Below are 14,324 nucleotides of genomic sequence, written 5' to 3'. Positions count from 1 at the left end.
AGGCTCGTGGACCGTGCACGCCATCGGAATCGACATCGGGGGCACCAAGATCGCGGGAGCGGTCGTCACGGAGCTCGGCGAGATCCTCGCCGAGGACCGCGTCGCCACGAACGCTGCGGACCCGGACGCCATGCTGGACGACGTCGTGGCGATGGTCACGCGGCTCCGCGCCTCGCACGAGGTCAGCGCGGTGGGGGTCGCCGCGCCGGGCTTCATCGACGCGTCGCAGTCGATCGTCTACTACACGCCGAACATCCGGTGGCGGAACGAGCCGCTGCGCCAGAAGCTCCAGGAGCGCATCGGCGACCTGCACATCACCGTCGACAACGACGCGAACGCTGCCGGCTGGGCGGAGTTCCGCTTCGGAGCCGGTCGACTCGTGTCGGACATGACCATGCTCACCATCGGCACCGGTGTCGGGGGTGCGATCGTCACCGAGGACCGCCTGTTCCGCGGCGGGTTCGGCACCGGCGGCGAGATCGGCCACCTCCGCATCGTGCCGAACGGCCTGCCCTGCGGCTGCGGTGCCCGCGGCTGCATCGAGCAGTACGGCTCCGGCCGGGCCCTGCAGCGCATGGCGAACGACGTCGCCGACGCCGGCGGGATCGGTTCCGCCCTCGCCGACGCGCGCGAGCAGAACGGCGGCCACCTCGACGGCAAGATCGTCGGCGACCTGATCCTTGCGGACGACCCCGGCGCCCTCGCGGCGCTCCGTCGGCTCGGGCGGCACCTCGGTGAGGCCTGCGCGTCGCTGTCGGCCGTGCTCGACCCGCAGCTGTTCGTGTTCGGCGGCGGCGTCGCGAGCGCGGGGGACCGGCTGCTCGACCCGATCAAGCAGGCGTACCTCGCCAACCTCCCGGCTCGCGGCTACCACCCGGAGCCCGACTTCGTGATCGCCGAGCTCGTGAACGACGCGGGGGTCGTCGGAGCAGCCGACCTCGCCCGCATCCACGCCCGGACGGCGTAGGGTCGGCCACGGTCCCGTCGCCACGGATGCCCGTCCCGAACTGGAGTCGATGATGACCTACTGGCTGCTGAAGAACTTCCTGCTCGGCCCGCTCATCCTCACGCTCTTCCGACCGTGGGTCGTCGGCCGTGAGCACGTCCCCGCCAAGGGGCCGGTCATCTTCGCCTCGAACCACATCTCGTTCATCGACTCGGTGATCCTGCCGGCGGTGCTCGACCGCCGGATCTCGTTCCTCGCGAAGAGCGACTACTTCACCGGTCGTGGTCTCAAGGGTTGGGCGACGAAGACGTTCTTCAACGCGATCGGACAGCTGCCGATCGACCGCTCCGGCGGCAAGGCGTCGGAGGCGTCGCTGCACACCGGTCTGCAGGTCCTCGCCCGTGGGGAGCAGCTCGGCATCTACCCCGAGGGGACGCGCAGCCCCGACGGCAAGCTCTACCGCGGACGCACGGGCATCGCGCGCATGATCCTCGAGGGCCGCGTCACGGTGGTGCCCGTGGCGATGGTCGGCACCCGCGAGGTCCAGCAGATCGGCCAGCGGTTCCCGAAGTTCAAGCGCGTCGGCGTCGTGTTCGGCAAGCCCCTCGACTTCTCGCGCTTCCAGGGGTTCGAGACCGACCGCTTCATCCTCCGCAGCGTCACGGACGAGGTCATGCACGAGCTCGCCGGACTGAGCCGGCAGGAGTACGTCGACGTCTACGCGACGAGTGTCAAGGAACGCGCGAGCTCGGCGCGGGAGCAGGTCATGAAGGAGCGGGGCACCGCCTCCGGACGGTAGGCTCGCAGGGTCCGGCAACCCGGCCGGACGGCGGGTCGCCGACCGGAGTGCCGGTCGCCCGGCCGGCCGTGAGCCCAGAACACCGAGGTAACGCCCTTGTTCGAGTCGACCGACTTCGTCGCCCTGCAGGATCCGGACGTCATCGAGGGGCTCGACTATTGGCGCACGCTCCCGATCAAGCAGCAGCCGACCTGGCCGGACGCCGCCGCCGCCGAGGCGGCCTCGGCCGAGATCGCAACGCTGCCGCCCCTCGTCTTCGCAGGCGAGGTGGACAAGCTCCGCGAGCGGCTGGCAGCGGCGGCCCAGGGCAAGGCGTTCCTGCTCCAGGGCGGTGACTGCGCGGAGACCTTCGCGGGTGCCACCGCGGACTCCATCCGCGACCGCGTCAAGACGATCCTGCAGATGGCCGTCGTCCTCACGTACGGCGCCTCGATGCCGGTCATCAAGATGGGCCGCATGGCGGGGCAGTTCGCCAAGCCCCGGTCGAGCGACTTCGAGACCCGCGGGGACGTCACCCTGCCGGCCTACCGCGGCGACATCGTCAACGGGTACGACTTCACGCCGGAGAGCCGCCAGGCCGATCCGCGCCGCCTCGTGCAGGGGTACCACACGGCTGCCTCGACGCTGAACCTCGTCCGCGCCTTCACGCAGGGCGGGTTCGCCGACCTGCGCCAGGTGCACTCGTGGAACAAGGGCTTCGCGTCGAACCCCGCGAACGCCCGGTACGAGCACCTCGCGAAGGAGATCGACCGAGCGATCCGGTTCATGGACGCCTGCGGAGCGGACTTCGAGGCGCTCAAGCACGTCGAGTTCTACGCCTCGCACGAGGGGCTGCTCATGGACTACGAGCGCCCGATGACCCGCATCGACTCCCGGTCCGGCCAGGCGTACGACACTTCGGGCCACTTCATCTGGATCGGGGAGCGCACCCGGGACATCGACGGCGCGCACGTCGACTTCCTGTCCCGTGTGCGGAACCCGATCGGTGTGAAGCTCGGGCCGACGACCTCGGTCGACGACATGAAGGCCCTCGTCGAGAAGCTCGACCCGAACCGCGAGCCCGGGCGCCTGACGTTCATCACCCGCATGGGTGCCGGCAAGATCCGTGACGAGCTGCCGAAGCTCCTGGAGGCCATCAAGGGCATGGACGCGAACCCGCTCTGGGTGACCGACCCCATGCACGGCAACGGCCTCACCACCCCGACCGGCTACAAGACCCGTCGGTTCGACGACGTCGTGGACGAGGTGCTCGGGTTCTTCGAGGCGCACCGGCAGGTCGGCACGTACCCGGGCGGCATGCACGTCGAGCTCACGGGCGATGACGTGACGGAGTGCCTCGGCGGCTCCGAGCACATCGACGAGGCGACGCTCGCGACCCGGTACGAGTCCCTCTGCGACCCGCGGCTGAACCACATGCAGTCGCTCGAGCTGGCGTTCCTCGTCGCCGAGGAGCTCGGCGCGCACCCGCACACCGCGCGCTGAGCGCGGCACCGCGCGGCGCGCCGGCCGCGCGACGTCCGCCGAGTCTCGGCCGGGCGGACAGTTTCGCGGTCAGTAGTCCGCGAATCTGTCCGCCGGGACGAGTCTCGGGGTGGCCGCGGGGCGTGAGCGCGGCACCGCACCGGACGGGAGGCGCGGGGCGGGCTGGCACCGTGCCTCCCGTCCGGTGGTGGGTCGCTTCCCGAGTCTCGGCCGGGCGGACAGTTTCGCGGTCAGTAGTCCGCGAATCTGTCCGCCGGGACGAGTCTCGGGGCGCGCACAGGACCGCGGCCGCGGCCGCGAGTCTCGCGCGCCCGCCCGGGCGCCCGCCCGCGCGCCTACTGCTCGTAGGCGAGGGTGATCGTGTCGCCGCGGTGCACGGTGCTGCCCGCGGGCGGGTCCGTCCCCGTCACGGGGAGGGTGGCCTTCCAGTCGTAGAAGCCGCAGAGGATGTTCGTGCAGTCCGGGACGGAGACCTTGAGCCCGAGACCCTCGAGGGTGCTCGTCGCGTCGTTGATCGTCTTGTCGCGGACCTCCGGCAGCTGGATCGGCGCCGGGCCCTTCGACACGACGACGTCGATCGACGTGCCCCGCACCGCCGGGTCCTCGGTCGCCTTCGCGGAGATGATCTGCCCCTCGGGCACCTGGTCGTCGTACTTGGCGTCCTGCGTGCCGAGCTCCAGGTCGACAGCCTCGAGCGTCGAGCGGGCATCGTCCACGGTCTTGCCGACCACGTCGGGCACCGGGCCGAGCGACACGGTCAGCGTCACCGGGCCGCGCTCGGCGTAGGTCTCGGCCTTGCCGAGGTCGACCGTGCCGGAAGCGTCGCGACCGGTCGCGGCGATGACGGTGTCCTTCGCGGCGTCCGCCGAGAACTGGTACTGGGTGTCCTGGAGCTCGAAGTCGTCGTCGAGCGCGGCGGTGACCGTCGACTCCGGCTGGCCGACGATCGCGGGGAGGGCGATCGTGCGCGGGCCGTCGGACAGGACGAGCTGGATCGCGGTGCCCTTGCGGACCTCGCGCTTCGCTGCCGGCTTCGTCGTGGAGACCTCGCCCTTCGCGATGACGGCGTCGAACCGGTGCCCGTTCGAGGTGGCGGTCCGGAGTCCCTGTGCCTCGATGAGCTGCCGGGCCTGCGACACGCTCTTGCCGGCGACCTCCGGGATGCGGACGTTGCCGAGCGGCCCCGGTCCGTACACCCAGCCGATCGTCCCGCCGACGAGCGCCAGCAGCACCACGACCGCGAGGATGATCCAGCCGCGCTTGCGGCGCTTGGCGGACTTGTCGGCGAGCCGCTGCGCGGCGGGGGAGAGCACGCCAGGCTGTCCACCGGTGCGGCGCGGACCAGGTTGGTTCCGCCCACGCTGACGTGGAGCCACCCCACCTGCGGCGCCACCAGCGGCGAGGACCCCCGCGCCGGCACCCGCGCGGTCGAGCACGGTCGTGTCGTCGGCGTCGTCCTCCGGTGCCGAGCCGTACGACGCCGGGGTGTGCGACGCCGGCCCGTCGGACGGGAGGATCGCCGTGGCGTTCTCGGGACGCAGCACCGCGGTCCGGTACTGCCCGGTGGCGCGCTGCGCACCGCCCGACATGTGGTCGAGCATCTCCCGTGCGTCAGCCGGCCGGTCGTCGGGGTTGCGTGCCGTCGCCCAGGCCACGAGCTCGTCGAGCTCCGGCGGCACCCCCGGGACCGCCGCGCTCGGGCGGGGCACGGTGTCGTTCGCGTGCTGGTAGGCGATCTGCATCGGCTGGTCGCCCTTGTACGGCTGCTCGCCGGTGAGCATCTCGTAGAGCATGATGCCGAGCGCGTAGATGTCGCTGCGGGAGTCAGCAGCGCCCCGGGTCACGAGCTCGGGGGAGAGGTACGCGATCGTCCCGAGCAGGGCGGCCCCGGTCGCGGTGTTCGCCGTCGTCGCCCGGGCGAGGCCGAAGTCCCCGAGCTTGATCCGCCCGTCGTCGGCGAGCAGGACGTTCTCGGGCTTGAGGTCGCGGTGCACGATGCCGGCGCGGTGGGCGGACGCGAGCCCGGCGAGGACGGCACGGAGGATGTCGGTCGCCTGCTCCGGCGTGAGGGCGTGGTGCTCCTGCAGGAGGTCCCGCAGCGTGATGCCGGGGATGTACTCCATGACGATGTAGGCGGTGTCGTCCTCGGCGCCCTGGTCGTACACGCCGACGAGGTTCGGGTGCGAGAGCCGGGCAGCCGAACGGGCTTCCTGGATGAAGCGCTCGCGGAACGCCTGGTCGTCGGCGAGGTGCCCGTGCATGATCTTGATCGCGACGCGCCGCTCGAGCCGGACGTCGGTCGCGAGGTACACCGTGGCCATGCCACCGCGGGCGATGCGCGAGCGCACACGGTACCGTCGGTCGATCATCCGACCGATCATGGGGTCCGTGGCGTTCGTGGTCATCTGCGGCATTCTACGAATCCGGACTGCACGAGCCCGTACTGACGCTCCGACCGTTACCCGATCTCGACCTCTGGGATGAGGGCGACTGGCCGGTCGGACGACCGATCGTCAGGTGCACGACTCCGGTCGGCCCGCGTCGGCACCGACAGGACTCCGGTCGGGCCGCGTGGACGCCGACAGGACTCCGGTCGGGCCGCGTGAGCGCCGACAGGACTCCGGTCGGGCCGCGTCGGCGCCGACAGGACGACGCGCGGCCGCCACGCGGGCGAGCAGGCTCAGAGCGACGCGAGCCAGGTCTCCGCGGGGCCGGCCCACTTCGCGTACGCCGTCGGGTAGGCCGACACCTGCACGGCCTGGGCGGCGTCCGTCACGCTCATCGACGCCCAGCCGGAGACGCCGAGCAGCCCGCGGGTCTTGCCGGGGTTCCCCGTGAAGAAGCGCTTGGCCGCGGTCGCTGGGTCCTGCAGGGAGGCCGCGCTGCCCCAGCCCTGGCTCGGCCGCTGCTGGAAGAGCCCGACCGAATCCCGGTCGCCGTGCGAGAGGTTGCGCAGGCTCGACTCCTGCATCGCTGCGGCGAGTGCGACGACGAGTCCGCGCTGCGGGACGCCGAGCGACCGGCCCACGCTGACGATCGTCGCCGCGTTCCGCCACTGCTCGGCGCTGAGGACCGTGCTCGAGACCGACGCACCGGTGGAGGCGGTCGAGGTCGACACCGCGGCCGTCGCCGTGGCGCCCGGCAGCACGAGCGTCCCGCCCGCGTAGATCGTGCTCGTGTAGCTGAGGCCGTTCGCGGCGAGGAGGGCCTTCACCGACACGTGGTGTGCGGCCGCGATGGACGCGATCGTGTCGCCCGAGACGATCTTCACGTGTCCGCTGCTGCTCGCAGAGGCCGTGGAGGCGGGCCGCGAGGCGGCACTGGACGACGAGGCGCTCGGGGTGCTCGGGGCCGAGGCGGACGGCACCCGCAGGGTCTGGCCCGGGTAGATGACGCTCCGCTGCGAGAGGTTGTTCGCGCGGAGGAGCGCCTGCGTCGAGACGCCGATCCGCGAGGCGATACCGGACACGGTGTCGCCCGAGCGCACGTGGTAGCTCCCCGTGCTCGACGTCGTCGTCGTCCGGGCCGGTGCGGCCTGCACCGCGGGGGTGCTGGCGAGGTGGAGGGTCTGGCCCGGGTGGATGATCGTGTTCCAACCGAGGCCGTTGCGCACGAGCACCTCCTGCGCGGAGAGGCCGTAGCGGGCGGCGATCGCGGAGACGGTGTCGCCCTGCCGGACGGTGTAGCTCGTGGGCACAGCGGTCGTCGGGGCCTTCGACACGGCCGCGACCGTGGTCACGGTGGTCTCGGCCGGACGCGCGACCGCGGTGGTGAAGACCGGCCCGTCGCTCTCGTTGCGGTCCTGGTCGACGTGTCGCTTGTTCGCGCCGCCCTCGTCGTCGTGCCGTGGCTCGACGTGCGCGACGGGCCCGGTCAGGCCGGCGGTGACGGCGAGCGTCCCGGCGAGGACGATCGGCATGGTCGCGAAGCGGGCGGATCGCGCCCGGCGGGCGGCCTCGTCTGCAGCGTTGTCCATGGTGGTCTCCTGTCCTCGGTGAGCCGGTCACGCGCGCGTGTGCGCACTCACAGGTGGCTCAACGCTCGCATGGGCTGATTCCCAAGTCAACCAGAGAGTCGGATGTTGCGTGTGTGACTCGTGTGACGAACGGGGTGCACGGCAGCTCGCGTCGCTCTGGCAACATGGGCGTGTGAGTCCTGCACCCACTGATGACGCGTCCCTCTCCGAGCGCTGGCTGACGGTCCCCGACCTCGTCGAGCTGCTCGGTGTCACCCCCGGCCGGATCCACCGGCTCTTCGAGCAGAAGACCCTGTTGCCCGCGCGGGTGGACGGTGTCCTCAAGGTCCCGAGCGAGTTCCTCGACGGCAACGAGCCGATGCCCGAGCTGCGGGGCACGCTCATCGTGCTCGGCGACAACGGCTTCTCCGACGACGAGGCGGTGCGCTGGATGCTCGCCGTCGACGACGCGATCGGCGACTCGCCGATCAACGCCCTGCGCGCCGGCCGTAAGGCCGAGGTGCGCCGCATCGCGCAGTCGCTGCTCTAGTGGCGACCCACTGACGGACTGGAGGCTCGGTGCGGGTCCGCCACGAGCCTCCGGTCCGTCAGGCGGATGCATCCGCCGTCCGCTGGTCGCGACGACCGTCCGCTGGTCGCGACGACCGTCCGCCGGTCGCGACTAGGCGACGCGGCGGGTGACGGTGTCGGCCAGCGACGCGAGCTGCTCGCGCGCCGACGGCGTCAGCGGTGCGGCGTCCAACGCGGCCTTCGCGCGCTGCACGTGACGGTCGATCGAGCGCTCGACCGCGGCCACGGCGCCCGAGTCGGTGAGGGTCGCGCGGAGCATCTGCACCTGGCCCTCGTCGAGGTCCGGGTCGCCGAGCAGCTCGTCCAGGAGCTGTCGCGGGCCCGCGGGGAGGGTCTTGCGCGCGCTCGCGATGAGGACGGTGCGCTTGCCCTCGCGGAGGTCGTCGCCGGCGGGCTTGCCGGTGACCTCGGGGTCGCCGAAGACGCCGAGCATGTCGTCGCGGAGCTGGTACGCCACGCCGAGGGGCAGGCCGAAGGAGCGGAGGCCCTCGAGCTGCGACTCGCTCGCGCCGGCCACCAGGGCGCCGATGACGAGCGGGGCCTCGACCGAGTACTTCGCCGACTTGAAGACGATGACGCGCTGCGCCCGGAGGAGGTGCTCACCCTCGTCGATCGCCGGCCACGCGGTCTCCTCGTGCACGTCGAGGTACTGCCCCGCCGTGACGTCGAGCCGCATGGCGTGGAACTCCTGCCGGACGATCCGGGCGCGGGCGGGGTCGAGGAGCGCGAGGCCCTCGTCGAAGACCGCGTCGCTCAGGGAGAGCAGCAGGTCGCCGAGCAGCAGCGCCGAGTTCGTGCCGTACTGCGCGCGGTCGCCGGTGAACCCCGAGTCCCGGTGGAGCGCCTCGAACCGGCGGTGCACCGCGGGGAGCCCGCGACGGGTGTCCGAGCGGTCCATGATGTCGTCGTGCACGAGCGCGGCGGCGTGGAACACCTCGAGCGCGGCGGCGACGGTGACGACGGCCTCGGCCGTGGTCTGGCGGGAGCCCTCCGCGAGGGGGTCGAACGACCCGGAACGCCCGGCCACCGACTGCCACCCCCAGTAGCAGAACAGGGCCCGGAACCGCTTGCCGCCGGACAGGAGGTCCCGCGCGTACTCGTCGAACGGAGCGAGGTCTGGGCTGATCGCGAGGAGCCGTTCACGTTGCTCGTCGAGGGCCCGTCCGATCCGTGCGGAAACGAGGTCCACTAATCGCGTACTCTCAGCCACACTCCCTACCCTAGTGGAGTGGTCGGGACGTAGAATCGGCCGACCAAGACCTTGCGTCGATCCCAGGAACAGAGGGAACACAGATGCCACTCTCGGAGCAAGAGCAGCGACTCCTCGAAGAGATGGAGCGCAGCCTCTATCAGAACGACTCCGACTTCGTCGCGCGCGTCACGCGGCGCCAGGGTCGTCCGACCTACACGTCGATCGCGCTCGGGGTGCTCGGTGCACTCGCGGGCGTCGCGGTCGTCATCGTCGGACTGGTCCTCCGCCAGCCGCTCATCGGGATCCTCGGGTTCGTGATCATGCTCGCCGGCGTGTTGTTCGCGCTGCGGCCGGGCATGCGGGCTCCCGGGGCGAAGCCGGGGCGGGCGCCGAGGTCCGGCGGGTCGTCAGGCTCGAAGCGGTCGTCGTCCGGCGGGTCCTTCATGGACCGCATGAACGAGCGCTGGGACAAGCGCAACGAGCAGGGGCAGTAGCTCCGCAACTCCTCCACGATCCTCCACGGGGTCGGTCCTCCGGGACCGGCCCCGTTTCGTGTGTCCGGGGGCAGTGGCGCTCGGCGCTCGGCGCTCGGCGCTGGACGCTCGACGCTCGGCGCTGGGCCCGAGGTTCCGGAATCCTGGCCCGTCGAACGCGCCTGCCTCGGTGTGTGGAACCTCGGCGCCGGTCGCACGGCGAGTCCCGGAACCTCGGTGACGGGTGGGACGCCGGGGTCCAATCTGACGCCGGCTCCCGCCGGGGATCGTAGCCAGCCGGCGCGGACGAACCGGGTGTGCGGTGTGCGGCGCGCCGTGGTCGCACGACGTGCCGTGTGCGGCGCGCCGTGGTCGCGAGAAGTGTCGGGCGCCGCGGAGGTGAGCGGCACGTCCTGCAACCAGCGCGAGGCCGACGCGGTGCCGACGCGGAGGTGAGCGGCACGTCCTGCGACCAGCGCGAGGCCGACGCGGAGGCGACGCGCCCCCGTCCGGCCGAGGGGAGCGGCGGTGGGGTGACCGCGCAGCGGAGGTGAGCGGCGTGGCGGGGGCGCGCCGCGCCTCCAGGCCGCCACTCGGCTCTGAAAGTCCTCCACTTTCCTCCACGCCCTCCACTGCGCTCCACATCCGCGGATCTGCGGGCTTGTGGCCTCGTCGGACAGTCATCCGCGGCGGGGAAGACCGCCCCAGAAGGGGTCACAGCGGCGATTCCGGGCGCGGAAACCTGGGCAGGGGGAGGGGAGTGGAGTAAAGTGGGGCTCGCAACGGTCCGGTGGAGCGGAGGGGAGGCCCGACGTGCTGCTCGGTACCTACGCCCCGAAGCTCGACGAGAAGGGTCGCGTGATCCTCCCCGCCAAGTTCCGGGACGAGCTGTCCGGCGGGCTCGTGATGACCCGCGGGCAGGAGCGCTGCGTCGTCGTCTTCAGCGCGGACACGTTCGAGGAACTCCACGAGCGCATCCGCACCGCCCCGATGACCTCGAAGCGCACCCGGGACTACATGCGCCTGTTCCTCTCCGGAGCGAGTGCTGAGCAGCCCGACAAGCAGAACCGCGTCACGATCCCGCAGAACCTCCGCGACTACGCGGGGCTCGAGCGGGACCTGACGGTCATCGGCTCCGGTGACCGTGCCGAGATCTGGTCGACCCCCGCGTGGGAGGCCTACTACGCCGAGGTCGAAGAGGGCTTCGCCGACAACGACGAGGAGGTGATCCCGGGGATCTTCTGATCCGCGGATCGGGACTCCCAGCCGTGGTGCCCTGACGTCACTTCCCCGACGTCAGGTCGCATGGATGGGGATCCGGACCCGCGGCCCGGAAGGCACAGGGGCTGACATGGCCGACGACAACGAACCGAACCAGCAGCGGGAGCGCTTCCCGCACACGCCGGTGATGCTCGAGCGCATCGTCGAGCTGTTCACGCCGACGCTCGAGGGCCCCGGCAAGGTCGTGGTCGACGCGACGCTCGGCATGGGCGGGCACTCCGAGGGACTGCTCGAGCGCTTCCCGGAGCTCACCGTCATCGGCCTCGACCGCGACACCGACGCCCTCGCGATCGCGGGGGAGCGGCTCGCCCGCTTCGGTGACCGCGTGCGCCTCGTGCACACCGTGTACGACGGCATCGCGGAGGCGATCGCGGGCGAGGGCTTCGACGAGGTCGACGGTGTGCTGTTCGACCTCGGCGTCAGCTCGCTGCAGCTCGACCGGGCCGAGCGCGGCTTCGCCTACAGCCAGGACGCCCCCCTCGACATGCGCATGGACCGGACCGAGGGGCAGACCGCGGCCGACGTCCTCGCGACGTACGACGAGGGTGAGCTCCGACGCATCTTCCAGCGCTACGGCGAGGAGAAGCTCGCCGGCCGGTACGCCCGGGCGATCGTCGAGCGTCGTGCGACGAAGCCGTTCGAGATGTCCGGCGACCTCGTGCAGGTGCTCCACGACGCCACGCCGGTGGCCGTCCAGCGCCAGGGGCACCCCGCCAAGCGCGTGTTCCAGGCACTGCGCATCGAGGTGAACGCCGAGCTCAGCGTGCTCGAGCGGGCGATCCCGGCAGCACTCGACGCCATCGCCGTCGGAGGCCGGATCGTCGTCGAGTCGTACCAGTCCCTCGAGGACCGCATGGTCAAGCGCGAACTCGCGGCACGCACCACGTCGAGCGCCCCCGCGGGCCTCCCCGTCGAGCTGCCCGAGCACCGTCCCACCTTCCAACTGGTCGTCAAGGGCGCCGAACTGGCCGACGACGCCGAACGCGCCGCCAACCCCCGAGCCATCCCCGTGCGCCTGCGCGCGGCCGAACGGATCCGGAAGTGACATGAGCACGAACCTCGCACTCGTCGACCCCGTCGTCCCGTCCCGCACGCCCCGGCCGGACCACCGGGACCGGCCCGAACTCGTCGAGGTCGCGCCGAGCAAGGCGCAGCGTCGTGCCCGTCCGCGGATCGCGTACGCGATCGTGGCCGTCTCGGCGCTCGGCGTCCTGCTCCTGGCGCAGCTCGGGATCAGCATGGTGCTCAGCCAGGGGGCCTACACGCTCAACTCGCTCGACGCCGAGCAGACCAAGCTCACCAGGACGCAGCAGTCGCTCTCCGAGGAGCTCCGCGTGCTCGACTCGCCGCAGAACCTCGCGCGGAACGCGCAGGGCCTCGGGATGATCGCGAACTCGACGCCGGTGTACCTCGACCCGAAGACCGGGCGCGTGTACGGCACGCCGACGCCGGCGAAGGCGGACCAGGCCACGGCGGCGACCGAGAACCTCGTGCCGAACTCCCTGCTGCAGGACGTGCCGCTCGTCACCAAGGACAAGGGGACGGAGAAGGCCGCGGCGGAAGAGGGCGACACGACGAGCAAGGACTCGACGAGCTCCGCCGCCACGAGCAAGGACGCAACCGACGCTGAGAAGACCGGCGGCGCCAGCGCGTCGGACGGGGCATCCCCGAAGTCGTCCGTAGAGTCCGACCCGAACCAGCTCCAGGCCCCCACCACCCGGTGACCGTGGGGCTGGTGCCCGCCACCACCGGGACCGCCACCACCGGGAAGGACCGCGCCGCGTGACCAAGACGATCCGCAACCGACGACTGCGCTACAGCGTGGTGATGATCGCCGTGATCGCCCTCGTGGCGGTGTTCGTCGTGCGGCTCGTCGACATCCAGGTCGTCCAGGCGGCCGACCTCGACAAGGCGTCCGAGGCGAAGCGGAGCATCCCGGTCACGGTCTACGGGGACCGCGGCGCGATCGTCGACCGCAACGGCGTCGAACTCGCCGACAGCGTCACCCGGTACAACATCACGACGGCACCGCGCCTCGTCTCGGAGTTCCGGGGCAAGCTCGGCGGCACACGGGTGAAGGACGTCAGCGTCGACACGGCGCTGAACGCCCTCGTCAAGGCCTCCGGGGGTGACCTGGAGACCATGCGGGAGAACATCGCGGCCGACCCGAAGTCGGACTTCGCGTACCTGGTCAAGGGCCTCGACGTGAAGCACTACGAGGCCGTCATCGCCCTGCAGATCCCGTGGGTCTACGCCGCACCGCAGGCCGCCAGGGTGTACCCGACCGGGGCCACCACCGGCAACATCACGGGCTTCCTGGGCACCGACGGCGCCCAGGCCGGCCTCGAGTACGCGTACGACGAGTGCCTCGCCGGGGTGAACGGATCGCAGACGTACGAGCGCGGCGCGGACGGCGTGCAGCTCCCCGGCTCGACCGTGACGACGAAGCAGGCCAAGGACGGCGGGACGCTCGAGACGACGATCGACAGCGACCTGCAGTACATGGCGAACCAGACGATCGCGTCCGCCGGCAGGCAGCTGCAGGCGCAGTCCGCGACGGCCACGGTCACGAACGCGAAGACCGGCGAGGTGCTCGCGATCGCGGACTGGCCGACCGTGGACCCCAACGACGTGGACGCGACGACCGACAAGGGTGCCTTCGGGTCCCGCGCGATCACCGACACGTACGAGCCCGGTTCGACGATCAAGGCCGCCATCGCCGCCGCCCTCATCAACGAGGGCAAGTCGAGTCCGACCGACGGCACCACCGTCCCCTACTCGCGGACGTTCCCGTGGGGCGGGACCATCCACGACGCCGAGTACCACCCGACCGAGCAGCTCACGCTCACGGGCATCCTGCAGGACTCGTCGAACGTCGGCATCACCGAGCTCGGAGAGCGCCTGACGAAGCAGCAGCGCTACGACTACATGAAGAAGTTCGGCCTGTTCGAGCCCGAGTCCGCGATCGACTACCCGGGCCAGCCGGGCATGCAGTACGGCTCGACCCCCGACTGGGACTCCCAGACGAACATCAACTCGATGTTCGGGCAGGGCATCTCGACGACGGCCCTGCAGGTGGCGAGCATCTACCAGACGCTCGCGAACCAGGGTGTCCGGATCCCGCTGCACTTCGTCAAGGGCTGCCAGACCGCCGACGGCAAGATGATCGACGCGCCCGACGTGCAGCCCGAGCGGGTCGTGTCCGCCAGCGCAGCCCAGCAGACGGTGAAGATGCTGCAGAGCGTCGTCAAGGGCGGCACGCTTGTGGGCATGCAGCCGATCTCGGGCTACAACGTCGCCGCGAAGACCGGTACCGCCGAGGTGGCCGAGGGCTCGAAGGGCTACGGCGGCCAGCGCATCATCTCCGTGGCCGGAATGGCACCTGCGGAAGACCCCCAGTATGTTGTCACGGTGACGTTCACGAAGCCGCAGACGAGCAAGTTCTCGTCCGGTGCGGCTCCGGCGTTCCGAACCCTCATGTCCCAGGTGCTCGAGAAGTACCGAGTAACCCCCTCCGCGTCCGAGGCGAAGCTGTACCCGTCCACGTGGTGAGGAAGAAGGAGCACTTGTCCGCACGGATCCCCCCGGTCCTCCGGCCCGAACAC

At 71.2% G+C, this 14,324-nt stretch carries 12 protein-coding genes; 9 read left to right on the top strand and 3 right to left on the bottom strand.

Annotated features, from left to right (window positions below):
• Nucleotides 1-13: 13 nt before the first annotated feature.
• The 3 genes from NS184_RS09700 (at nucleotide 14) to NS184_RS09690 (ending at nucleotide 3,227) form a co-directional block, all read left to right on the top strand.
• Complete coding sequence (locus tag NS184_RS09700; RefSeq protein ID WP_058725921.1) at nucleotides 14-967, top strand: ROK family glucokinase; 954 nt, start codon at nucleotides 14-16, stop codon at nucleotides 965-967.
• A 52-nt stretch (nucleotides 968-1,019) separates the two neighbouring features.
• Nucleotides 1,020-1,745 (top strand): lysophospholipid acyltransferase family protein, encoded by a 726-nt coding sequence (locus NS184_RS09695; protein WP_058725929.1) that lies wholly within the window; start codon nucleotides 1,020-1,022, stop codon nucleotides 1,743-1,745.
• A gap of 96 nt (nucleotides 1,746-1,841) precedes the next feature.
• Nucleotides 1,842-3,227 carry a class II 3-deoxy-7-phosphoheptulonate synthase gene (locus NS184_RS09690; protein ID WP_058725920.1) on the top strand — a complete coding sequence of 462 codons (1,386 nt, stop codon included), beginning with the start codon at nucleotides 1,842-1,844 and terminating at the stop codon, nucleotides 3,225-3,227.
• A gap of 335 nt (nucleotides 3,228-3,562) precedes the next feature.
• On the opposite strand, the gene pknB is transcribed toward NS184_RS09690, so the two are convergent.
• Nucleotides 3,563-5,632, bottom strand: coding sequence for a Stk1 family PASTA domain-containing Ser/Thr kinase (gene pknB / locus NS184_RS09685; protein ID WP_083513599.1), 2,070 nt, complete (start codon nucleotides 5,630-5,632; stop codon nucleotides 3,563-3,565).
• Nucleotides 5,633-5,907: 275 nt separating this feature from the next.
• On the bottom strand, nucleotides 5,908-7,203 hold the full coding sequence (locus NS184_RS09680) for a LysM peptidoglycan-binding domain-containing protein (protein ID WP_058725918.1): 1,296 nt from the start codon (nucleotides 7,201-7,203) through the stop codon (nucleotides 5,908-5,910).
• A gap of 172 nt (nucleotides 7,204-7,375) precedes the next feature.
• On the opposite strand from NS184_RS09680, the gene NS184_RS09675 reads away from it, so the two are divergent.
• Nucleotides 7,376-7,732, top strand: a complete 357-nt coding sequence (locus NS184_RS09675; protein ID WP_058725917.1) for an Rv2175c family DNA-binding protein — start codon at nucleotides 7,376-7,378, stop codon at nucleotides 7,730-7,732.
• A 132-nt stretch (nucleotides 7,733-7,864) separates the two neighbouring features.
• On the opposite strand, the gene NS184_RS09670 is transcribed toward NS184_RS09675, so the two are convergent.
• The gene (locus NS184_RS09670) at nucleotides 7,865-8,983 is read right to left on the bottom strand and encodes a polyprenyl synthetase family protein (RefSeq protein ID WP_058725916.1); all 1,119 of its coding nucleotides are present in this window, start codon (nucleotides 8,981-8,983) and stop codon (nucleotides 7,865-7,867) included.
• Nucleotides 8,984-9,066: 83 nt separating this feature from the next.
• Here NS184_RS09670 and NS184_RS09665 point away from each other — a divergent pair, with 83 nt between their 5' ends.
• The 5 genes from NS184_RS09665 to NS184_RS09645 all read left to right on the top strand — a co-directional run bounded on the left by NS184_RS09665 (nucleotide 9,067) and on the right by NS184_RS09645 (nucleotide 14,271).
• Nucleotides 9,067-9,459 (top strand): DUF3040 domain-containing protein, encoded by a 393-nt coding sequence (locus NS184_RS09665; protein ID WP_058725915.1) that lies wholly within the window; start codon nucleotides 9,067-9,069, stop codon nucleotides 9,457-9,459.
• 792 nt (nucleotides 9,460-10,251) lie between these two features.
• The gene (gene mraZ / locus NS184_RS09660) at nucleotides 10,252-10,683 is read left to right on the top strand and encodes a division/cell wall cluster transcriptional repressor MraZ (RefSeq protein ID WP_022904577.1); all 432 of its coding nucleotides are present in this window, start codon (nucleotides 10,252-10,254) and stop codon (nucleotides 10,681-10,683) included.
• Between the two features lie 106 nt (nucleotides 10,684-10,789).
• The gene (gene rsmH, locus NS184_RS09655; RefSeq protein ID WP_058725914.1) at nucleotides 10,790-11,764 is read left to right on the top strand and encodes a 16S rRNA (cytosine(1402)-N(4))-methyltransferase RsmH; all 975 of its coding nucleotides are present in this window, start codon (nucleotides 10,790-10,792) and stop codon (nucleotides 11,762-11,764) included.
• A 1-nt stretch (nucleotide 11,765) separates the two neighbouring features.
• Entirely contained in the window at nucleotides 11,766-12,443 is a 678-nt protein-coding gene (locus NS184_RS09650) for a hypothetical protein (RefSeq protein ID WP_058725913.1), read from the top strand.
• 58 nt (nucleotides 12,444-12,501) lie between these two features.
• Nucleotides 12,502-14,271: a peptidoglycan D,D-transpeptidase FtsI family protein gene (locus NS184_RS09645; protein ID WP_058725912.1), complete on the top strand. Its 1,770-nt coding sequence runs from the start codon at nucleotides 12,502-12,504 to the stop codon at nucleotides 14,269-14,271.
• The last annotated feature ends 53 nt before the right edge of the window (nucleotides 14,272-14,324 follow it).

Source organism: Curtobacterium luteum, assembly GCF_001475545.1.
GTDB lineage: Bacteria > Actinomycetota > Actinomycetes > Actinomycetales > Microbacteriaceae > Curtobacterium > Curtobacterium luteum_A.
This window is presented reverse-complemented; position numbering and strand designations above follow the sequence as displayed.